Here is a 20,700-nt window from a genome sequence, read left to right as displayed (position 1 = left end):
GATGCTGCAGTTGCGTTATGCGCATCGTGCGTGTCGCAACGCCGGTCACGCATGCGCATGGACGCCTTGTCCCATGGGAACGGAAGCAGCTAGCATGGCTGGACCAAAGAGATGAGCCGCAAGCTGACGAGCCATTGGGAGGAATGCATGAAGCCGACAAGCACGCCCTGGCGGCACTTCACGACAGCGTTGGCGTTCACGGCTATGACGGGCATCGCCGCGGCAGCGGAACTGAATCCCGCGGCGGTCGCCTACAAATTGCCTGACCAGATTCCGTGGGGTCCCGTCAACGCTACCGGCGCGCAAAACGCCGTCGTGGTCGGCGATCCCTCAAAGCCCGGCTTCTACATGGTCTACAATAAATGGACCAAGGGCAATCATTTCAGCCGCCCGCACTTCCATCCGAACGATCGCTACATCGTCGTACTGCAGGGCACGTGGTGGGTCGGCACCGGGCCGAAATTCGATCCGGCCAACACGACGCCGATGCCCGCGGGCAGCTTCGTCACCCATTTCGCCAAGCAGGTGCACTGGGACGGCGCCAAGGATGAGGACACCATCCTGCTGATCATGGGCGAAGGCCCGGCGACCTCTACGGCGGCAGAAGAGAAGTAGCCGCCGCGATTCCAAGTCAGTCCCATCTTCTTTCTCACGGCCTTCCCATGCTGTTTCAGTGCAAGACCTGCGGGCCCGCGACCGACCACGGCAGTGCGTCGGGACCTCGGGGCAAGACGTCAAGATCCAAACGCTGGCGCACCATCGACATCCATTGCCATTGCATGGTTCCCGAGGCGAATGCGATGGTGCTGAAAGCGACCAGCATTCCCGGCGGCGGCGTCACGCCAAACGCCAACGCGCATGTCAACGATCTCACCAAGCGCATCCAGCCGCAGCGCGGCAAGATCGACTTTCCGAAACTGACCGATCTCGATACCCGCCTCGCCGACATGGACCGCGACGGCATCGACGTGCAGGTGATCTCGCCCTATCCCGGCCACTTCGTCTATGCGGCCCCGCCGGAAGTCGCGCGTGGCAGCTGCCACATGGTGAACAACCACATCGCCGAGATGGTGGCGAAACACCCAGACCGCCTGATGGGCATGGGTACCGTGCCGCTGCAGGACGCCGGCATGGCCATCGCCGAACTCGATCGCACTGTTGGCGAACTCGGCTTCCGCGGCGTTGAGCTCTGCACCAACGTCAGAGGCGTCGACCTGACACGCGCCGGGCTGGAAAAGTTCTTCGCCCGCGTCGAAGAGCTCGGCGTGATAATCTTCCTGCATCCGTTTGGCACCAGCCTCGTCGGGCGCATGGAGGACCATTACTTTCCGAATACAGTCGGGCATCCCCTGGATTCCGCGCTGTGCGTCGGACACCTGGTCTTCGACGGCTATCTCGAGCGCTTCCCTGAACTGAAGATCTGCATCGCCCATGGCGGCGGCTACATCCCCGGATATTGGGGCCGCTTCGACCATGCCTTCGCGCATCGCGAGGACTGCCGCGTCACCATCAAGAAGAAGCCGTCGGAATATCTGAAGAAGCTCTATTTCGATACGGTTGTATTCGACGAACGCGAGCTGAAGCACCTGATCGATATCTGGGGCGCCGACCACATCATGCTCGGCACCGATTATCCGTTCGACATGGCGGAACCCGATCCCGTCGGTTTTCTTGGACGCGTCAAAGGCGTCAGCGCGGCGGATATGGCGCTAGTGGCCGGCGGCAATGCCGCGCGAGTGCTGGGCTTGCCCGCGAATGCCCGCTGAGGGGACTCGCAACCATTTCAATGGCCGGGCGTTTTCATATCCCCAACCATTTTACGGATAGGAAAACATGGCTGTTACCGAACAGATCAAGGAGCACATGGACGTCATCTCGTCGGACAAGAAGACCGTCGGCAAGGTCGACCACATGGAAGGAACCGACAAGATCAAGCTGACCAAGCAGAGTTCACCGGACGGCCAGCACCATCACTTCATTCCGGTATCGTGGGTCGACCATGTCGACCAGCACGTCCATCTCAACAAGTCGGGCGCGGACGTCACCTCGCACTGGGAGCACGGCCGTCAATAAGCGGCCAACGCGCATTGCAGCGCGCGCGGATGTGGCTATCATCTGACCTCAGGAGACAGGATGCATCCGGCCGCGCGACTGCAGTTTGAACGCATGCTCGACGAACATGTCCGCTGGCGGGCCGTTCCCGAAGCGGAACGGTCGCCTGCTCCGGCATGGTGGTGGGGACCGGCCATGGCGTTGCGCAATGCCGCGGAATCACTGCCGGTAGAATGGTGCGCCAGGCTGGGTTTGCCGGATCAGGCAAGCTATGCCGACGGCGCGGCGATCTTTCTCGGGGCGTTCACAGGACAGACCTCCCTGCCCTGCTCGCATGACTTTCCCCGCAAAGCCGAAGTTTCGGAGGTAAAGGCCGTCCGCGAACTGCACCCGCAGCCGTCAGACGACAGCGCCTTTCAGCCCTGAGCCGGCCTCGGGCTGCAATGGGGGCGAATCCAGCGGCGGCTCGGACCGCAGCAGGTCGGCCATCTGCCTTGCAGGCAACGGCTTGGAGAACAGGAAGCCCTGCATTTCATCGCAGGCGTGGTTGCGCAGGAAGGTCTCTTGCTCCACGGTCTCGACGCCTTCGGCGATGACGGTCATGCCGAGCGCCTTGCCCATGCTGATGATCGCCTGCGCAATCGCCTGGTCTTCGGAATCGACGGGCAGGTCGCGAACAAAGGAGCGGTCGATCTTGATCGTATCGATCGGGAATTGCTTCATCAGCGACATCGACGAATAGCCGGTGCCGAAATCGTCGATCGCAAGGCGAATGCCGCGGCTCTGTATCGCATCGAGGATCTTGATCGCGCGCGAGACATTGCGCATCACCATGCTTTCGGTGACTTCGAGCTGCAGCAGCACCGGCGACATGCCGCTCGCCAGCAATGCTTCGTCGACGTCGTGCAGCAGATGCAGATCGGCAAACTGCCGCGGCGACAGGTTCACCGCGACGGTGACCGGCCGCAGGCCGCGGCGCTGCCAGGCCATGTTCTGCGCACAGGCTTCCTTGAGCACCCAGCGGCCGATCGGAACGATCAGGCCGGTCTCCTCGGCAAGTGGAATGAACTGCCCCGGCGATACCGACCCGAGCTCGGGGTGATCCCAGCGCAGCAGCGCTTCGACGCCGGTGATCTGACGGCTCTCCATGTCGATCTTTGGCTGATAATGCAGCGAGAACTGGTTGCGCTCCAGCGCGCGGCGCAGCGCGCTCTCCAGCGTCAGCCGTTCGATCGACTGCGTCTTGATCTCCTTGGAGAAGAAGCGGAAACCGTTCTTGCCGTCTTCCTTGGCAAGATACATCGCCATGTCGGCGTTCTTGGTCAGCGTCTGCATATCAGTGCCATCGGACGGATACATCGCGATCCCGATCGAAGCTGTCGTATGGCACTCGTGGCCGCTGAGCAGCAGCGGCTGGCTCAGCACCGAAAGCAGCTCGCCGGCGATGCGCTCGACCTCGTGGCGTTCGGCCGTCTCTTCCAGAATGACCACGAACTCGTCACCGCCGAGCCGCGCCACGACGTCGCTCGAACGCAAGGCGCGGCGCAGCCGGCCGGCGATCTCCACCAGCAGCATGTCGCCGGCATCGTGGCCCAGCGAGTCGTTGATGACCTTGAACCTGTCGAGATCGATGAACAGCAGGGCAAACTGCCGCTGATAGCGCCCGGCGGCATCGATCGCGCGGCGCAGCATGCCGTTGAACATTTCGCGATTCGGCAGACCGGTCAGGCTATCGTGCGAGGCCAGGTACTCGATCCGCTCATCGGCCTTGGTCTTCTCGTCGGCGCGGTCGAAATTCTCCAGCGCAAACGACACGTTGTCGACGAGCCGCTGCAACAGCTCGGCGAATTCGGCGGTGAAAGTATCCTTTTCGACCGCCATAAACGACATCACGCCGACCACCTGTCCGTGCGTCATCAGCGGGAAGGAAGCGCCGGAATTGGTGCCGTCAAGGCGCGCCCTGTCGTGAAATGCGGCCGCGCGCGGATCAACCTGGTAGTCGTTCATGATGCTGGGCTGGCGCGAACGAATCGCCTGCCCGCACAACCCACGTCCCTCCGGACGCCTCTCGCTGGTCGATATCGTTGCCAGCCACGCGCTGGAAGCGGTCGGACCGGCGGCACCCACGACCTCGAGAAGATCGCTGTCGGGCTTTGTCAGCGCGATGGACGTCAGGGTGAATTTGCCGCCCTTCGCCGCCGCCTCGCACACCAGTTCGAACAGCTCGGGCCGCGACGTAGCGCGGATGATCGCTTCGTTGGTGGCGCTCAGCGCCGCCAGCATGCGCGTCACCCGCTCCTTCTGGACTTCGGTCCTCGCCTTGTCATCAGCGCGATCGAAATTCTCCAGCGCGAAAGAAACGTTATCGGCCAATCGCTGCAGCAGTTCGACAAATTCAGGGGTGAAGGTGTCCTTGTCGAGGGACATGTAAATCATGACGCCGACCGGCTCGTCGCGCACCAGGAGCGGAAACGCGGCGCCTGACTGGGCGCCATAGCTGCCCACCACGACCTGGAAGGCGGCAACGCGCTGGTCGGCGACATAATCGTTGGTGATGCACGGACGCCGGGTCCGGAACGCCGTTCCGCTCAGCCCCCGTCCCTCGGGGCGGTTTTCATCCACCGACAGCCTAACGTTCCGGGTAGTCTCCGCCGCCGGACCCGAGGCGGCCACGATCCGGAGGAGATCGCTGGCGGAATCCTTCAGTGCGATGGTAGTCGAGGTAAACCTGCCGCCATCAGCCGCGGCTTCGCACACGAGGTCGAACAGCTCGGTGCGGGACTTGGCCCGCATGATGGCTTCGTTGGTTCTGCTGAGCGCGGCGAACATCCGCGTCAGGCGCTTTTTCTGGCTTTCGGTCCTGGCCTTCTCGTCAGCCCGATCGAAAGTTCCAATCGCGAACGACACGTTGTCGGTGAGCCGCTGCAGCAGTTCGGCGAACTCGGACGTGAAGGTGTTCTTCTCGGAGGAGATGAAGAACATCACGCCGACAGCTTCGCCGGAGACCAGCAGCGGAAACGCCGCGCCCGACATCGCGCCGTCGCTGTGAACGAACTGATGAAACGCCGATCCGCGCGGATCCCCGCGCAGATCGTTGCCGATGCAGGCCTGTCGGGAGCGGAAAGCGTTGCCACAAAGGCCACGGCCTTCCGGGCGATCCGCATCGATCGACACCTTGACCCGGCGCATGTTATGCGCGGTCGGCCCGGCCACGGCCACCATTTCCATATGTTCGCTGTCGGATCGCGCCAGCATGATGCTGGTCGAATTGAAGCGGCCGCCTTTCGCAGCCGCTTCGCACACCAGCTCGAACAGCTCCTTCCGTGACGTCGCGCGGATGATCGCCTCATTGGTGGCGCTGAGCGCCGCCAGCATGCGCGCCAACCGCTCCTGCTGGGCGTCGGCTTTCGCCTTTGCGTTGGCGCGTTCGAAGTTTTCCAGGGCGAACGAGACGTTCTCGCCGATCCGCGCCATCAGCGCGACGATCTCTTCGTCCTCCGCCCACAGCTTGCCGACGAAGAACAGCAACACGCCGATGCTTTCGTCGTGCTTGATCAAGGGAACGGCAACGCAGGCGGTGACGCCGGTCTCGCGGGCGGCCTGATGCCAGGGCTGGCCTACCGTCGAGTTGAGGATATCGTTGTTGATCGCCGGCTGCTGGGTACGGAAAGCCCTGCCGCAGACGCCCTTTCCATAAGGGTTGTCCGCATCGATCGAGAACGGCGCCCGCATGATCTGCTCGACGATGGCGCCGGTACCGGCAACCGGCTTCAGCCAGATCGAGTCCGGCTCTGCCAGCAGCACCACGGTGGCCGCAGACTTTCCGCTGTGCACGGCCGCATCGCAGACGCGCCGGTACAGATCCTGTTCGGTCTTGGCGCGAAGGATGGCCTCGTTGGTGGCGCTGATGGCGCCGAACATCCGGTTGAGGCGACGCAGGGTGCGCTCGCCATTCTTGCGTGCCGCCTCATGGTCGAAATTATCGAGCGCAAAGGAAACGTTCGCCGACACGCGCTCCAGCATTGCGACAAGCTGGTCGTCGATCGAGTGCGCCTCGCGCCGCGAAACCAGAAGTACGCCGACGCACTGGCTGTTGCAGAGCAGCGGCAGCGCCGCTGCCGCGCCGACCTGGTTCGCCTTGGCGCCCTCGCGCCATGCCAGCGAGCGCGGTTCGTTTAGAAAATCGTTGCTGACGCATATGCGGCGGTCGCGGAAGGCTTGCCCGGCAACGCCGGAACCTTCGGGCGTGCCGGCCAGGATCGAAATGTCGATGCTGCGCAGCCGCGGAACATCATCGCCGCAGCCGGCGGCAAAACGCAGGAAATTGGTTTCCGGCTCGAGCAGGAAAATCGACACGGCAAGGAAGTCGCCAACCGAGAACGCGGCCTCGCAGACTTTCGCGTACAGCTCTTCAGGTGATGTGGCGTACAGAATCGCTTCGTTGGTCGCATTCAACGCCGCGAGTGTGCGCGCGATATCGGTCTTCACCTTCCCCAAGCTCCCTGCCGGCAGCGCCGGGCTGCTCCCTCATGAATTTTATGCGTGTGGGGGGCCTAAATGCTCGTTATTGGCGCTGTGGAGTTGCTAATCAGAGTAAACGTCGGACCAACGGCGAACGCGGTTGCTCGGGAGAACTACGGTCCTTTTTACGATTTATCAGCCATGGCGCCGGTGCCGCACCAATTTCACTGCATGAAGGCGCCGTGTCCCGGACGCGGCGCAGCGCCACAAGCGCGTTCACGCGCGTCTTCGACGCGCTATGGCGCTGCTCCGCAGGGCCGGGACCATCTTGCCACGATCCTGATAATGGACCCCGGCTCGGCAGCGCATCACTGCGTGCTGCGCTGCGTCCGGGGAACGGGGCCCTCACCTCTCTGCCGGCGGCATGGCTAACAGGATATTTCCACGCTTGCCCTGCCACTTTGGCTTTGAGAGCATGCCCGGCAGAAGCAAGACCCACCGTTCGCGGGCGTTCCAGGGAGAGGAAATTTCCATGCCGATGGTTCAGGCCGACCGGCTCACGCGAATTGGCGTCGCCCTGCTCAAGGCCGCCGGCGCATCGGAGGAAGAGGCCCACGCCGTCGCGCTCGGCTGCGTCAATGCCAATCTTGCCGGCCATGACTCGCACGGCGTGATCGCGATCCCGACCTATATCGACCGCATCAACGCCGGCCATATCGTGCCCGGCGCGCAATGGACCATCGTGCAGGAATCGCCGACTACGACCGTGATCGACGGCCATTGGGGTTTCGGCTTTCACGTCAACGCCAAGGCAATGGCGCTGACGATCGAGAAGGCCAAGACCGCCAATGTCGCCGCCTGCACCGTGTTCCGCCAGAGCCATGTCGGTCGGCTCGCCGCCTATCCGTTGATGGCGATGCGGGCCGGCATGATCGGCATTGCGGCGGCCGATTCCGGGCGTTCGCCAAAGCATGTCGCGCCGTTCGGCGGCCGCGAGGCGAGGCTCGGCACCAACCCGATCTCGATTGCCGTGCCGTCCGATCTCGAAGCGCCGTTCTATCTTGACATGGCGACCTCGGCGGTGGCGGCCGGCAAGATCGCGCTGTCGGTCGCGCGCGGCGAGCAGATTCCGCAGGGCTGGATCATCGATGCCGAGGGACGGCACACCACCGATCCAACGCAGTATCGTAAGGGCGGCGCGCTGCTGCCGCTCGGCGGCAGCGAGGGCTACAAGGGCAGCGGCCTTGCCGCGATGGTCGAGGTGCTCTGCGGCCTGCTCACCGGGCTCGGCTTTGGCGTCGAGCCGACCGGCCGGCACAATGACGGATGCTTCATGGCGGTGTTCAACGTCGCCGCGTTCCGCCCACTAAAGGATTTCGAGAGGGAAGTCGGCGAGTTCGCGCGCTATCTGAAATCGACTCCGCCATCCGAAGGCTCCCGCGGCGTGTTCTATCCCGGCGAGATCGAAGATCTACGTGAACAGCAGCGCAGGCGCGACGGCATCGAGATCGAAGACGCGACCTGGGACAAGCTCAAGGCGCTGGCCACCAGCTACAAGCTGGCTGCCGAGCTCGACCTGAAATGAAATTTAATCCCGCCAGCACGAGGAGAACGGCATGACGCGGCAAATGGCGCTGGTGGGTTTTTTGCAGGCGCAGAACTGCACCAATCTGCCGAGCTCGTGGCGGCACCCGGAATCGCGCGACGATTCGATGTCGGCCGACTACTACCAGGAGATCGCCCGAATCCTCGAGGCCGGCAAGTTCCACATGGCGTTTTTCGACGACCGCCTGGCGATGCCAGACCGCTACGGCAACGACCATGCCCACACCGTCGAATACGGCATCCGCTGCGTAAAGATGGACCCCCTGATCGTGCTGACCACGATGGGCATGGTTACCGAGAAGCTCGGGCTGGGATCGACCTGCTCGACCACCTATTACGAACCGTTCGACGTCGCGCGCCGTTTTGCCACCCTCGACCTGATGTCTGGGGGACGTGCGGGCTGGAACGTCGTCACCTCGCTCAATGACGGCGAGGCGCAAAACATGGGCAAGGATGCGCATCTCGAGCATGATTTCCGTTACGACCGCGCCGACGAGTTCATGGAAGTGGTGCTCGGCCATTGGGACAGCTGGGAAGACGGCTCGCTGATCATGGACAAGAAGAGCGGCCGCTTCGCCGATCCTTCCAAGGTGAAGCGGCTCGATCACAACGGAAAATTCTTCAAGTCGCGTGGTCCGTTCACCGTGCCGCGCTCGGCGCAGGGCCATCCCGTCATCATCCAGGCCGGCGCCTCCGGCCGCGGCCAGCGCTTTGCGGGACGGTGGGGCGAAGTGGTCTTCACTGCCGCGCGTAACCTCGCCGCCGCCAAGGAAGGCTATGCCGCGGTCCGCAATGAAGCAGCGAAGGCCGGCCGCGATCCCGACCAGATGTTCCTCTGCAACCTGGCGACGCCGGTCTGCGGCGCCACCAAGACCGAGGCCGAGGACAAGATGGCCGTGATCAATCAGCTGCCGCTGCAGATCGATGCGCTGTCACTGCTCGCGGAGGCTTTGAACTATGATTTTGCGTCAAAACCCCTCGACGAGCCGCTGACCACGGAAGAGCTCAAGAGCATGCAGGGCATCCTCGGCATTCGGGATGGCGTGCTGAAGAACTCCGGCAAGAGCAATCCTTCAGCCCTCGACTTCGTCAATTTCTCCGGCCGCGGCCAGGTGCATGACGCCATCGTCGGCGGCCCGAAGGAGATCGCGGACCGGCTGGAGGAGATGTTCGTCGAGCGCGGCTGCGACGGCTTTGTCATCGCCGCCACCATCGTGCCCGGCTCCTATGCCGATTTCGTCAAGCATGTCGTCCCGGAATTGCAGCGCCGCGGCCTGTTTCAAAAGGATTATGCCGGCAAGACCTTGCGCGAGAATCTCGGCCTGCGGCGTCCCGCCGCCGGCGCCTGGAAAACCGGGCCGCAGGCTGCCGCCGAATAAGAGGAAGAACCATGCGTTGGCTGAAATTCACGGCCGCCGGCAAGACGTCCTGGGGCATCGTCGAGGGCGAGCGGGTGATCGCCGTCGACGGCGACCCGTTCGGGCAATGGCAGCGCGGGACGCAGTCGCACGCCCTTGGCGACGTGAAGATCGAGTTGCCGTTGATACCGCGCACCTTCTATTGCGTCGGGCTGAACTACCTCAAGCATCTCAAGGAAGCCGCCGATAGGGCCGGCACGGTGCCGAACGTGCCCGACCGGCCGGAGATCGGCTATCGCGCGCAGAACGCGCTGATCGCCCATGAAGAGAACGTCGTGATCCCGGCGAGCGCGACCGAGAAAATTCACTATGAAGGTGAACTCGTCGTCGTCATCGGCAAGAAGGCGAAGCATTTGACCGAAGCCAACGCGATGGAGTGCGTGTTCGGCTACACCATTGGCAACGATGTCAGCGAGCGCACCTGGCAGAAGGCCGACCGCAGCCTGTGGCGCTCGAAGAATGCCGATACGTTCAAGCCGATGGGGCCGTGGATCGAGACGGAGGTCGATCTCGACAAGATGGAAACGGTGATCCGCGTCAACGGCAAGGAGACCGGCCGCTTCCACACCAACGACATGATCTTCGGCGTCGTGCCGTTCCTGGTCGAGCTCTCGAAATATTTCACGCTGTCGCCGGGCGATGTGATCTGGATGGGCACCGACGGCGCTTCGCCCGATCTGAAGGACGGCGACGTCGTCGAGATCGACATCACGGGGATCGGCACGTTGCGGAACAGGTTCGTGAGGGAGAAGGTTTGAGGCCTCCGCTCCCTGAGGGATTGTGAAACTATGTCCACGCCGTCATTGCGAGCGCAGCGAAGCAATCCATCTATCCCCGCGCCGAGGTGGATGACGTGGAGAGAGCCGGCTTTCGCTCTTCCGCCCTCCTGTGAGGCAAGAGTCCAAGAACGTCCTCAAAAATAGGGACAGGCGCCGGAATCGGGGCTAAGTAAAATTCGTCCGGACGGGTACCAATTCGCACGGAGGACCATCATGGCTCGCAACTCCATCCTGCTCGGCTCGGCCCTTACCGGCCTTGTCCTTGCCGCGGCATCTCCCGCGGCAGCCCAACCTGCAATCGACCTGGACCAGCTCACCGCTACGCAAGCCGCCGCCGATCTCTGCGCCGGCAAGATCACCAGCAAGGCGCTGACCTCCGCTGCGCTGGCGCGCGCCAAGGCAAGGAGCGACCTCAACGCCTTCATCACGCTCGACGAGGCCGGCGCGATGAAGGCCGCCGAGGCATTCGACGCCAGCCGCAAGAAGGGCTCATGCAAACCGCTCGGCGGGGTGCCTATTGTGATCAAGGACAATATCGAGGTGGCCGATCTCCCCTCCACGGCCGGTACGCCGGCGCTGAAGAATTTCGTGCCGAAGAAGGACGCGCCGGTCGCTGCAAAACTGCGCGCGGCTGGCGCCATCATCATCGGCAAGACCAACATGCACGAGCTCGCCTTCGGCATCTCCGGCTTCAATGCCGGATTCAAGACTGGCCCGGAACCCGGTGTGCGCAATGCCTATGATGCGACGAAAATCGCCGGCGGCTCGTCTTCGGGAACGGGCGCCGCGGTCGGCGCGCGGATCGTCACTGCCGGTCTCGGCACCGACACCGGCGGCTCCGTGCGGGTGCCCTGCGCGCTGAACGGCTGCGCCACGCTGCGTCCGACTGTCGGCCGTTATCCGCAAGGCGGGATTGCGCCGATCTCCCACACCCGCGACACCGCCGGCCCGATGGCGTCCACCATGGCCGACGTCGCAGCGCTCGACCGCATCATCGCCGGCGGTGGCGCGATCGCGTCTGCCGATCTGAAGATGGTCCGCATCGGCGTCGACAAGACCATGCTGGCCAATCTGGATGGCGATACAGAAGCGGCCTTCAAGGCCGCGTTGGACAAGCTGAAGGCGAACGGCGTGACGGTCATCGACATCGAAATGCCGAAGCTCGCCGAGCTCAACGGACAGGTCGGATTTCCGCTGGCGCTCTATGAAGCCTATGACGACATGGTCGCCTATCTCAAGAACAGCGGCTCAGGCGTCAGCATCGAGAACCTCGCCAAGGAGATCGCAAGCCCCGACGTGAAGGGCACCTATGACGGCCTCGTCATTCCGCGCAAGCTGCCCGGACCGGACAACACCGTCTCGGACGCCAAGCCCGCCTATGACGCCGCGATGAAGACCGCCCGCCCCGCGCTGCAGGCGCTCTATCGCGACACTTTTGCCAAGAACAAGCTCGACGCCATCGCCTTCCCGACCGTGCCGAAGGTCGCGATCGCGTCGAACGCGGACTCGTCCAGCCTCGCCAATTTCCTGCTGTTCATCCAGAACACCGATCCCGGCAGCAATGCCGGTGTGCCCGGCATCCAGCTTCCGATTGCGCTGGGCGCTTCGAGCAAGCTGCCGGTCGGGCTCGAACTCGATGGTCCGGCGGGAAGCGATCGCAAGCTGCTGGCGGTCGGCATGGCGATGGAGAAGCTGTTTGGCCGCTTGCCGCCGCCGTCGCGCTAAGCCGGCTAATGCCGCGCAAACAGGCTGGCGACACCACTACGGCGGCGGACGCCGAGCTTAACGAAGATGCGCTCGATATGGGTGCGAACGGTCGAGACCTCGACGCTCAGCCGGTGCGCGATCTCCTTGTCGCTGAGATCATCCGCAATCATCCGCGCGATCTCGAACTCGCGTACCGAGAGTTTCAGCACGGGCGAGCCATCCGCCACACTGGCCGCGGCGCCCCCGGCCGCACGCACCAGCGCCCCCGTAAATGCCGGCTCGATCAGGCGCAACAGCTCCAGCGTATGGCCGTCGAAATTCTCGCGTCGCCGGCCGCGCCAGATCCTGACATCCCCGATATTGCGATTGCCGACAAAACTGTAGGCATTGACGCCCCAATGCAGTCCGTCACGGGCGAGAAAATCGTTGAAGAATTCAGTCCGCATCAGCTCGCGCTGCGGCATGACCTGCGTCACCAGCGTAGCTTCACGGCGGGCCTGAAGTTTTAAGGTGATCGGGTCGCGGTGCTGATAATAGCGATCATAGGCCGCGATATTGGCCGGGTCCATGTTCAGATACACGGCCCTCTCGAAACGGCCGGTCGCATCCTCCCAGACGAAGGAAGCGTAATAATCGGCTTCCAGCAATTCGAGCAAATGATTGCCGACCGCCTCGCGCACGTCGCGCTCGCTGAGGTCTTCGGACAATAGTCCGAAGATGCGCGCCAGCACCCGGCTCTCGGAAGCGCTCACATACATGGCGCCATCCTAACCGGGAAGTGCGATCAGGGGAACCGGCGCGAGCGCCTTATTCGCTCTTGATCCCGGCATCCTGGATCGCTTTGCGCCAACGCTCTCCTCCTTTCGGATCACTTTATTGTATCCGGCAGTGCGGATCCAGAAGGGTGACTATCGTCCGGCGCAGGCTACACTGCGGACCGTCTCATTTGAAAACGTCGAGAGGAGAGCCGCATGAAGCCCCGGATGAATTACTACCAGGCCGCGCCCGACACCATCAAAGCGCTCGTCGCGGTGGAGAACGAGATCGTCGCCTCGGGTCTCGAAAAATCGCTGATCGAGCTGGTGAAGACGCGAGCGTCGCAGATCAACGGCTGCGCCTATTGCATCAACATGCACACCCAGGACGCCCGCAAGCTCGGCGAGACCGAACAGCGGCTGTATCTATTGAGCGCCTGGCACGAGTCGCCGCTCTATACCGACCGCGAGCGCGCCGCGCTGGCATGGACCGACGCGGTGACGCTGATCGCGGAAACGCATGCCCCCGACGACGTCTATGAGAACATGCGCGCCCACTTCTCGGAGGCCGAAGCCGTCAACCTGACCATGCTGATCGGCGCCATCAACGCCTGGAACAGGATCGCGATCTCGTTCCGCGCAGTTCACCCGGTGAAGGCCAAGGCCGCGGTGGCGTAAGCGATCTATTGACCCCGCACGCCACTGTCATGCCCCGCGCATGCGGGGCATCCAGTACGCCGCGGCTCCTCGGCTCAAGCACAACTTGCTCTGGAATACTGGATCGCCCCGGACAAGCCGGGCGATGACGTATCTCGAATGGATACCTTACACCGCCGTCGCCTTGGCGAAATCGACGTAGATCTCGCGCAGCCTCTGAGTCATCGGGCCCGGCTTGCCGTCGGCGACCTGCTTGCCGTCGATCGACACCACCGCCTGGACGAACACGCTGGCGCTGGTGACGAAGGCTTCCTTGGCGGCGAGCGCCTCCTCGATCGTGAACGCCCGCTCCTCGACGCGGAGCTGGCGCTCTTCGGCCAGCGCAACCACCGCCTTGCGGGTGCAGCCGGGCAGGATCGCGCTGCCGTTCTGTCGCGTCACGATCACGTCGTCCTGGGTGAGGATGAAGCACGAGGACGAGCCGCCCTCGGTGACCTTGCCGTCCTCGATCATCCAGGCTTCGCCGGCGCCGGCGACGGCTGCGGCCTGCTTGGCCAGCACCTGCGCGAGCAGCGCTACGCTCTTGATGTCGCGCCTCGCCCAGCGCAGATCGGGCACCGTAATCACCTTGATGCCGGTCTTGGCCGACGGCGCGTTGATGATGTCCTTGGTGGAAGTGAACATGATCAGCGTCGGCTTAACGCCCTTTGGGAAAGCAAAGTCGCGCCCGGTATCGGCGCCGCGCGTCACTTCCAGATAGACCATGCCATTTTCGAGCTTGTTGCGGGCGATCAGCTCCTTCTGGATCTCCTGGATGCGCGCGGTCGTTTCCGGCAGCGCCAGCTCGATCTCGCCGACCGAACGCTCCAGCCGCGCCAGATGCGAGGCGTTGTCGATCAGCTTGCCGTCGAGGACGGCGGCGACCTCGTAGATGCCGTCGGCAAACAGGAAGCCGCGATCGAGGATCGAGACCTTCGCCTCCGAGAGCGGGACGAACGAGCCGTTGACGTAAGCGATCTGTTCCAAGATAGAGTCTCCTGAGTAGCGATGCCGCCGTGGCGGACGTTGTGGGCGCCGTCATTGCGAGCGAAGCGAAGCATTCCATGCAGCAGCAAAGAAGGAATGGATTGCTTCGTCGCTTCGCTCCTCGCAATGACGCGGATGAGCCGTTGCTCCCTAATGCGACAATATCTTCGACAAAAACTTCTGCGCGCGCTCGCTGCGCGGGCTGCCGAAGAAATCGGTCTTCTGCGCGTCCTCGACGATCTCGCCCTTGTCCATGAAGATCACGCGATGCGCGACCTTGCTGGCAAAGCCCATTTCGTGGGTGACGACCATCATGGTCATGCCTTCATGGGCAAGGTCGACCATGACGTCGAGCACTTCGCTGATCATCTCGGGGTCGAGCGCCGAAGTCGGCTCGTCGAACAACATCGCGATCGGGTCCATGGCGAGCGCGCGGGCGATCGCGACGCGCTGCTGCTGGCCGCCGGACAGTTCGGCCGGATATTTGTTCGCATGCACCGTCAAGCCGACGCGCTCGAGCAGCTTGTTGCCCTTGGCGACGGCTTCGTCGTGCGAACGGCCCAGCACCTTCTCCTGCGCGAGGCAGAGATTGTCGATGATGCGCAGATGCGGAAACAGCTCGAAATGCTGGAATACCATGCCGACCCTGGCGCGCAGCTTGGGCAGGTCGGTCTTGGGATCGTTGACCTTGACGCCGTCGAGAACGATCTGGCCCTCCTGGAACGGCTCCAACGCGTTGACGCATTTGATCAGCGTCGACTTTCCCGAGCCCGAAGGGCCACAGACCACCACCACCTCGCCCTTGGCGACGCTGGTGGTGCAGTCCTTCAACACCTGGAAAGTCGGCCCATACCATTTATTGACGTGGCTGATTTCGATCATACGCTGTTCCCTAACGAACAATGGCAATGCGCGCCTGCAGACGCCTGACGCCACAGGATGCGACACAGGAGATCGCAAAATAGACCGCGGCGGCGAACAGGTACATCTCGACCAGCCGCCCGTCGCGCTGCGCCACCTTGCTGGCGGCGCCGAGGAAATCCGGGATCGACAGCACGTAGACCAGCGAGGTGTCCTGGAACAGCACGATGGTCTGCGTCAGCAGCACCGGCAGCATGTTGCGGAACGCCTGCGGCAGCACGACATAGCGCATGCTCTGGCTGTAGGTCAGCCCGAGCGCGCTTGCGGCGGCCGGCTGGCCCCTGGAGATCGACTGGATGCCGGCACGCATGATCTCGGAGAAATAGGCCGCCTCGAACATGATGAAGGTGACGAGCGAGGAGGTGAACGCGCCGACGCGTATGGGGCGCGATGCACCGGTCAGCCACTGGCCGATGTAGGGCACCAGGAAATAGAACCAGAAGATGACGAGTACCAGCGGCAGCGAGCGCATGAAGTCGACATAGAGCCCGGCGATGCGGCCGAGCAGTCTGTAGCTGGACAGCCGCATCAGCGCGATCAGCGTGCCGAAGATCAGCCCGCCGAGCGCCGAGAGCCCGGTCAGCATCAGCGTAAAACTCATGCCGTCGAGAAAGAGATAGGGCAGCGAGCGGCGGATGACGTCGAAATCGAGATTGCCGAACATCGTCATTTCCCCGTGATGTAGCCGGGGATCGCCAGGCTGCGTTCGAGGAAGCGCATGCCTGTGACGACGATGATGTTGATCGCGAGATACATGATGGTCGCGGCTGTGAAGGCCTCGAACACCTGGAACGAGAATTCCTGCATCGCGCGCGCCTGTCCTGTGAGTTCGATCAGCCCGATGGTGATCGCCACCGAGGTATTCTTGACGGTGTTGAGGAATTCGGACGTCAGCGGCGGCATGATGATGCGGAACGCCATCGGCAGCATCACGTAGCGATAACCTTGCGTCAGCGTCAGCCCGAGCGCCGTCGCAGCCTGCTTCTGGCCGCGCGGCAGCGAGGCGATGCCGGCGGCGAGCTGCACGGCGACACGCGCCGACATGAACAGACCCACACCAATAGCGGCCGTCCAGAAAGGCGCATTCGGAAGCTGCTTCAGCCAGAGCCCGGCAGTGCGCGGCAACAGTTCGGGCAGCACGAAGAACCAGAGAAAGAGCTGCACCAGAAGCGGCATGTTGCGGAAAAATTCGACATAGCAGAAGCCGATCCACGACGCCGCCTTCGACGGCAGCGAGCGCAGGATGCCGATGATCGTGCCGAAGAACAGCGCGATGATCCAGGCCAGCAGCGCCGTCTTGACGGTCAGCCACAATCCAGACACCAGCAGGTCGAGATAGGTCCCCGCCCCGGTCGGATTCGGCTCAAAGAATATGTGCCAGTTCCAATTGTAGTTCACGAAGTCCCCCGCCCGAAACGCCGGTAACCCCCCAGTCACCCACGCCTGTGCATCATTGACACCTATTACTACTAGTAGCGGATATGCAAAAGTCCGGCCATTCTGAATTCCAAAATGGCCGGACCTTGCTGCTCCCCTCATCCTGGGGAGCGGCGCCTGCGCCGCGTCTCGAAGGATGAAGGGCCCGTCTGTGGCCTCATGGTTCGCCCGGCGGTGCAATGCATCGTCCGGAGACGGCGCTCACGCGCCTCCTCACCATGAAGGTTGAGACTTACTTGTACGAATCCGGATCCGGCGAGTCCGACGGCTTCGCAAATTCGTTCTTCAGCTCGGAGCTGATCGGTACGTTGAGGTTCAGCCCCTTGGGCGGAATCTTCTGCGTGAACCACTTGTCATAGATCTTCTGGCCTTCGCCCCCGGTGTAGAGCGCAGCCGTTGCCGCATCGACCACCTTCTTGAAGGCCGGGTCGTCCTTGCGCAGCATGATGCCGTAAGGCTCGGGCTTGGAGAACGCATCCTTGGAGATCACGTAGTCGGCCGGCGCCTTCGAGCCCGCGATTAGGCTCGCGAGCAGGATGTCGTCCATCACGAAGGCGACCGCGCGATCGGTTTCCACCATCAGGAACGCCTCGGCATGGTCCTTGGCAGGGATGATGTTGATGTTGAGGTTGCGCGCCGCGTTGGCTTCGGTGAGCTGCTTGATGTTGGTGGTGCCGGCGGTGGAGACCACCGACTTGCCCTTGAGGTCATCGATTGAGTTGATCTTGCTCGCCTTCTTGGTGACGTAGCGGCTCGCGGTCAGGAAGTGGGTGTTGGTGTAGGCAATCTGCTTCTGACGCTCGGTATTGTTGGTGGTCGAGCCGCATTCGAGATCGATGGTGCCGTTGGCAAGCAGCGGAATGCGCGTCGATGACGTCACCGGGTTGAGCTTGACCTCGAGCTTGTCGAGCTTGAGCTCTTTCTTCACGGCATCGACGATCTTGTAGCAGATGTCCATGGCGTAGCCGACCGGCTTCTGGTTGTCGTCGAGATAGGAGAACGGAATCGAGGAGTCGCGGTAGCCGAGGGTGATGGCGCCGGTCTCCTTGACGTTCTTCAACGTCCCGGTGAGTTCCTGGGCCATTGCCGGGCTGGCGCACAGCGCACCCGCGAGCAGACAGCCGATAATCTGACGATGTTTCACGTAATTTCTCCCTCAAAAGGTTGCGGATGATTGCTCATCCACTCGAACTCAGCAACTTGCCGGGCCGTTTGGCCGGCGGCCTCGAACCAGTCTCGAACCAGTCTTGGCAAGACCGCCCCCGGCATGCGCGGCACTATGCCTGCACAATTCGGACCAAAACAGATTTAGGGTCCGTTGGCCATCATGCATTCGACCCCTGAATGCGACTAAAGACAAAGGCACCGCCCATTTGTCGCCACCGACCGGGACCAGCCGCTTCCGGCCCAAGGCCGCCGCGGTGCCTTCCGTTAACCAAGCCACGCCGCGGCCGGCCAGCGCCATGCCGCAGAGGACGTCGGACATGTCACTTTCGATGACCCGCACCTCGGAAATCGGAGCCCCCTCCAGGATGAGATCAACCAGGCGAGCGAAATAGACGCCGGGCGAATACGTAAGGAGCGGCACCGGATGTGACACCCGTCCGGGTAGCGACGCGCCGCCTTTTGCAACCAGCGCTTCGCTGGCATAGGGCCGCAGGAATTCGGTGCCCAGCGTCACACGTTCGTAACGGTCCGGGTCAAGATGGATCGGCTGCTGGGCGTGGTGATAGCAGATCAGAATATCCACATTGTCCGATACCAGCGACGTGACGAGATCGTGGATGTTGCCGACCACGACCGAACAGCTCAGCCGCCGCTCCTGCGACCAGGCCTGCCACCATTGTGGCAAACGTGCGGTGGCCATCGCGAACGGCAGCGCGATGCGGATGTGTTCGTTGCGATGTAGCGGCTTGCCACCGCCAAGCTCGTCGCGGCTGTCGAGCATCTGCCGCAGCAGATCGCCGGCGTGCTCGCGAAAGCGCTCGCCTTGCGGCGTGAGCTGCGTCGGATAGACGCTGCGGTCGATCAGGTCGAATCCGAGCCAGGCCTCCAGCGATTTGATGCGGCGGCTGAACGCGGCCTGTGACGTATTCCGCCGCTCTGCCGCCCGCGTGAAATTGCCGGTCTCGGCCACCATCAGAAAATCCTGAAGCCAGCGCAGCTCCATCATGCTCCCCTTGCAGGCGGTTGTCGCGATCCGGCGACGGCGGCCGCCCTCGGCCGCGCAGCGTTGCGCACGCCGGGCGTTATCGGTTCTCGATGTGCAGCGTGGAGCCCCATGCCGGCGAACCTAGCGGATCGGCCTGCGGGATGACCAATGCAAGCTTTGCATCAGCGCGGGACGCCACCTCCGCTGCGGCCATATCCGTCATTCCTCGCATCGTCATCCAAAAGCGTTCCGCGTTCGCCAGAGCCCATTGTCTATAGCCTGCCACGCTTCCGGCGGGTTATGCAAATTTTGCATCATGCAGACTTGGCATCAATCCCAGGCGCCACACGGCCTACATTGGCGAGCGACACGCCTGCGGCCGATCCGATTCTCGCATTTCAGCCAGGCGTCACTGAGGATGAGAACGCGACATGAAAATCTGTGTACTCGGCGCCGGCGTCATCGGGCTGACGACCGCGTGGTGCCTTGCCGAGGCCGGGCACGACGTCATCATCATCGACCGGCACGCGTCCACCGCCAAAGAAGCCAGCGCCGCCAACGGCGCCCAACTCTCCTACGCGTTCGTGGCGCCGCTGGCCTCGCCGGCAACGCTCAAGAAGCTGCCCTCGCTCTTGCTGTCGCGGGATTCGCCGATGCGCATCCGGGCTCGCCTCGATCCAGCGCTGATCGCCTGGGGCGCGCTATTCCTTCTGGCCTGCCGGCCGGCTGCGGTGCGCGAGACTATGTCGGCACAGCTCGCGCTCGCCGCCTTGAGCCGGAGCGAGCTGACGCGGCTGACGCAAAGCCTGCACCTGTCGTTCGGACTGCGCACCGCCGGCAAGCTGGTGATCCATCGCTCCGCGCGCGACTTCAAGGCGGCATGCCGCAGCGTCGCCGCGACGGGCGAAGAACCCGGCCAGCAGATCCTGTCCGCGGCCGAATGCCTGGCGTTGGTGCCGGCGCTCCAATTCGATGCGGCACAATTCGCGGGTGGCATCTTCACCGCATCCGAGCAGGTCGGCGATTGCGCGGCATTCTGCGCAGCGCTGACAGTTCGCCTGCGACAGCGAAGCAATGTCGCGTGGCTGCTCGATACGTCCATCTTCGGGCCGGTTCGTTGCGGCGACAAGCTCGTCGCCGTCCATACCGGCAAGGGACAGGTCGCGGCGGACCATTTCGTCCTGTGCATGGGCGCGGCATCAGCCGCATTCGCACGCGCATGCGGCTTCTATCTGCCAATCTATCCGCTCAAGGGCTACAGCATCACGCTGACGCGGCCACCGGACGCGCGCGTCCTCCGGCACAGCATCACCGATATGGAGCGCAAGCTGGTATTCGCGCCGCTCGCACGTGATGGCCGATCCGCCGTCAGGATCGCAGGCATCGCCGATCTCGAACGCAACGACATGACGCTCGATGGCCGGCGCATCGACATCCTGCGCCGCGCCGCGGCCGAACTGCTCGGGCTCGATGCCGCCGGCGACATCGCACCATGGTGCGGGCTTCGCCCCGCCACGCCCGACAGCCGGCCGATCATCGGCTGGTCGCCGCTCGACGGTCTCTTTATCAATTCAGGGCACGGCATGCTCGGCTGGACCCTGGCCTGCGGCAGCGCACGGCTGACGGCCGACATGATCGAGCGCAATCGCCCAGCCAGCGAAACTGGCGCGTTTGCCCTGCGTCGCGCCGCATGAGGGAGCGTGCTCGAGTAGCCCGCATGAGCGTCGCGA

General features: G+C 63.2%; 18 protein-coding genes. 10 read left to right on the top strand and 8 right to left on the bottom strand.

Going from position 1 to position 20,700, the window contains the following annotated elements:
* The first annotated feature begins 147 nt into the window (after nucleotides 1–147).
* The 4 genes from RX331_RS05805 (at nucleotide 148) to RX331_RS05790 (ending at nucleotide 2,478) form a co-directional block, all read left to right on the top strand.
* Nucleotides 148–615, top strand: coding sequence for a cupin domain-containing protein (locus tag RX331_RS05805; RefSeq protein WP_317255669.1), 468 nt, complete (start codon nucleotides 148–150; stop codon nucleotides 613–615).
* 185 nt (nucleotides 616–800) lie between these two features.
* On the top strand, nucleotides 801–1,766 hold the full coding sequence (locus RX331_RS05800) for an amidohydrolase family protein (protein ID WP_317255668.1): 966 nt from the start codon (nucleotides 801–803) through the stop codon (nucleotides 1,764–1,766).
* A 67-nt stretch (nucleotides 1,767–1,833) separates the two neighbouring features.
* Nucleotides 1,834–2,073, top strand: a complete 240-nt coding sequence (locus tag RX331_RS05795; RefSeq protein WP_317255667.1) for a DUF2171 domain-containing protein — start codon at nucleotides 1,834–1,836, stop codon at nucleotides 2,071–2,073.
* Between the two features lie 60 nt (nucleotides 2,074–2,133).
* Nucleotides 2,134–2,478 carry a hypothetical protein gene (locus RX331_RS05790; protein WP_317255666.1) on the top strand — a complete coding sequence of 115 codons (345 nt, stop codon included), beginning with the start codon at nucleotides 2,134–2,136 and terminating at the stop codon, nucleotides 2,476–2,478.
* Here RX331_RS05790 and RX331_RS05785 read toward each other — a convergent pair.
* The gene (locus tag RX331_RS05785; RefSeq protein ID WP_317255665.1) at nucleotides 2,452–6,540 is read right to left on the bottom strand and encodes a GAF domain-containing protein; all 4,089 of its coding nucleotides are present in this window, start codon (nucleotides 6,538–6,540) and stop codon (nucleotides 2,452–2,454) included. The genes RX331_RS05790 and RX331_RS05785 overlap by 27 nt on opposite strands.
* A 505-nt stretch (nucleotides 6,541–7,045) precedes the next feature.
* Here RX331_RS05785 and RX331_RS05780 point away from each other — a divergent pair.
* From RX331_RS05780 to iaaH, 4 genes are all read left to right on the top strand, one after another.
* Nucleotides 7,046–8,098: an Ldh family oxidoreductase gene (locus RX331_RS05780; protein ID WP_317255664.1), complete on the top strand. Its 1,053-nt coding sequence runs from the start codon at nucleotides 7,046–7,048 to the stop codon at nucleotides 8,096–8,098.
* Between the two features lie 31 nt (nucleotides 8,099–8,129).
* Complete coding sequence (locus tag RX331_RS05775; protein ID WP_317255663.1) at nucleotides 8,130–9,497, top strand: LLM class flavin-dependent oxidoreductase; 1,368 nt, start codon at nucleotides 8,130–8,132, stop codon at nucleotides 9,495–9,497.
* An 11-nt stretch (nucleotides 9,498–9,508) separates the two neighbouring features.
* On the top strand, nucleotides 9,509–10,294 hold the full coding sequence (locus RX331_RS05770; RefSeq protein WP_317255662.1) for a fumarylacetoacetate hydrolase family protein: 786 nt from the start codon (nucleotides 9,509–9,511) through the stop codon (nucleotides 10,292–10,294).
* 318 nt (nucleotides 10,295–10,612) lie between these two features.
* Complete coding sequence (gene iaaH / locus RX331_RS05765; protein ID WP_317258029.1) at nucleotides 10,613–12,040, top strand: indoleacetamide hydrolase; 1,428 nt, start codon at nucleotides 10,613–10,615, stop codon at nucleotides 12,038–12,040.
* A 5-nt stretch (nucleotides 12,041–12,045) separates the two neighbouring features.
* On the opposite strand, the gene RX331_RS05760 is transcribed toward iaaH, so the two are convergent.
* Complete coding sequence (locus RX331_RS05760; RefSeq protein WP_317255661.1) at nucleotides 12,046–12,780, bottom strand: helix-turn-helix transcriptional regulator; 735 nt, start codon at nucleotides 12,778–12,780, stop codon at nucleotides 12,046–12,048.
* Between the two features lie 213 nt (nucleotides 12,781–12,993).
* On the opposite strand from RX331_RS05760, the gene RX331_RS05755 reads away from it, so the two are divergent.
* Nucleotides 12,994–13,455 (top strand): carboxymuconolactone decarboxylase family protein, encoded by a 462-nt coding sequence (locus RX331_RS05755; protein ID WP_317255660.1) that lies wholly within the window; start codon nucleotides 12,994–12,996, stop codon nucleotides 13,453–13,455.
* A 147-nt stretch (nucleotides 13,456–13,602) separates the two neighbouring features.
* On the opposite strand, the gene RX331_RS05750 is transcribed toward RX331_RS05755, so the two are convergent.
* The 6 genes from RX331_RS05750 to RX331_RS05725 all read right to left on the bottom strand — a co-directional run bounded on the left by RX331_RS05750 (nucleotide 13,603) and on the right by RX331_RS05725 (nucleotide 18,988).
* Entirely contained in the window at nucleotides 13,603–14,460 is an 858-nt protein-coding gene (locus RX331_RS05750) for a D-amino-acid transaminase (RefSeq protein ID WP_317255659.1), read from the bottom strand.
* A 150-nt stretch (nucleotides 14,461–14,610) separates the two neighbouring features.
* Complete coding sequence (locus RX331_RS05745) at nucleotides 14,611–15,342, bottom strand: amino acid ABC transporter ATP-binding protein (protein WP_317255658.1); 732 nt, start codon at nucleotides 15,340–15,342, stop codon at nucleotides 14,611–14,613.
* A gap of 10 nt (nucleotides 15,343–15,352) precedes the next feature.
* Nucleotides 15,353–16,045: an ABC transporter permease subunit gene (locus tag RX331_RS05740; RefSeq protein ID WP_317255657.1), complete on the bottom strand. Its 693-nt coding sequence runs from the start codon at nucleotides 16,043–16,045 to the stop codon at nucleotides 15,353–15,355.
* A gap of 2 nt (nucleotides 16,046–16,047) precedes the next feature.
* Nucleotides 16,048–16,779, bottom strand: coding sequence for an amino acid ABC transporter permease (locus RX331_RS05735; protein ID WP_317255656.1), 732 nt, complete (start codon nucleotides 16,777–16,779; stop codon nucleotides 16,048–16,050).
* A 271-nt stretch (nucleotides 16,780–17,050) separates the two neighbouring features.
* Complete coding sequence (locus RX331_RS05730) at nucleotides 17,051–17,902, bottom strand: amino acid ABC transporter substrate-binding protein (protein ID WP_410708251.1); 852 nt, start codon at nucleotides 17,900–17,902, stop codon at nucleotides 17,051–17,053.
* Nucleotides 17,903–18,010: 108 nt separating this feature from the next.
* Nucleotides 18,011–18,988 (bottom strand): LysR family transcriptional regulator, encoded by a 978-nt coding sequence (locus RX331_RS05725; RefSeq protein WP_317255654.1) that lies wholly within the window; start codon nucleotides 18,986–18,988, stop codon nucleotides 18,011–18,013.
* A 413-nt stretch (nucleotides 18,989–19,401) separates the two neighbouring features.
* Here RX331_RS05725 and RX331_RS05720 point away from each other — a divergent pair, with 413 nt between their 5' ends.
* On the top strand, nucleotides 19,402–20,664 hold the full coding sequence (locus tag RX331_RS05720; RefSeq protein WP_317255653.1) for an FAD-dependent oxidoreductase: 1,263 nt from the start codon (nucleotides 19,402–19,404) through the stop codon (nucleotides 20,662–20,664).
* The last annotated feature ends 36 nt before the right edge of the window (nucleotides 20,665–20,700 follow it).

The organism is Bradyrhizobium sp. BWA-3-5 (genome assembly GCF_032917985.1).
Taxonomy (GTDB): Bacteria; Pseudomonadota; Alphaproteobacteria; order Rhizobiales; family Xanthobacteraceae; genus Bradyrhizobium.
The sequence above is the reverse complement of the archived record's forward strand: the minus strand, read 5'-3'. Positions and strand labels throughout refer to the sequence as shown.

What these genes read in the sequence shown, in the direction of transcription:
- RX331_RS05805 (WP_317255669.1), top strand. Translation starts at nt 148, where the DNA reads ATGAAGCCGACAAGCACGCCCTGGCGGCACTTCACGACAGCGTTGGCG.
- RX331_RS05800 (WP_317255668.1), top strand. Translation starts at nt 801, where the DNA reads ATGGTGCTGAAAGCGACCAGCATTCCCGGCGGCGGCGTCACGCCAAAC.
- RX331_RS05795 (WP_317255667.1), top strand. Translation starts at nt 1,834, where the DNA reads ATGGCTGTTACCGAACAGATCAAGGAGCACATGGACGTCATCTCGTCG.
- RX331_RS05790 (WP_317255666.1), top strand. Translation starts at nt 2,134, where the DNA reads ATGCATCCGGCCGCGCGACTGCAGTTTGAACGCATGCTCGACGAACAT.
- RX331_RS05780 (WP_317255664.1), top strand. Translation starts at nt 7,046, where the DNA reads ATGCCGATGGTTCAGGCCGACCGGCTCACGCGAATTGGCGTCGCCCTG.
- RX331_RS05775 (WP_317255663.1), top strand. Translation starts at nt 8,130, where the DNA reads ATGACGCGGCAAATGGCGCTGGTGGGTTTTTTGCAGGCGCAGAACTGC.
- RX331_RS05770 (WP_317255662.1), top strand. Translation starts at nt 9,509, where the DNA reads ATGCGTTGGCTGAAATTCACGGCCGCCGGCAAGACGTCCTGGGGCATC.
- RX331_RS05760 (WP_317255661.1), bottom strand. Translation starts at nt 12,780, where the DNA reads ATGTATGTGAGCGCTTCCGAGAGCCGGGTGCTGGCGCGCATCTTCGGA.
- RX331_RS05755 (WP_317255660.1), top strand. Translation starts at nt 12,994, where the DNA reads ATGAAGCCCCGGATGAATTACTACCAGGCCGCGCCCGACACCATCAAA.
- RX331_RS05745 (WP_317255658.1), bottom strand. Translation starts at nt 15,342, where the DNA reads ATGATCGAAATCAGCCACGTCAATAAATGGTATGGGCCGACTTTCCAG.
- RX331_RS05740 (WP_317255657.1), bottom strand. Translation starts at nt 16,045, where the DNA reads ATGTTCGGCAATCTCGATTTCGACGTCATCCGCCGCTCGCTGCCCTAT.
- RX331_RS05730 (WP_410708251.1), bottom strand. Translation starts at nt 17,902, where the DNA reads ATGGCCCAGGAACTCACCGGGACGTTGAAGAACGTCAAGGAGACCGGC.
- RX331_RS05725 (WP_317255654.1), bottom strand. Translation starts at nt 18,988, where the DNA reads ATGGAGCTGCGCTGGCTTCAGGATTTTCTGATGGTGGCCGAGACCGGC.
- RX331_RS05720 (WP_317255653.1), top strand. Translation starts at nt 19,402, where the DNA reads ATGAAAATCTGTGTACTCGGCGCCGGCGTCATCGGGCTGACGACCGCG.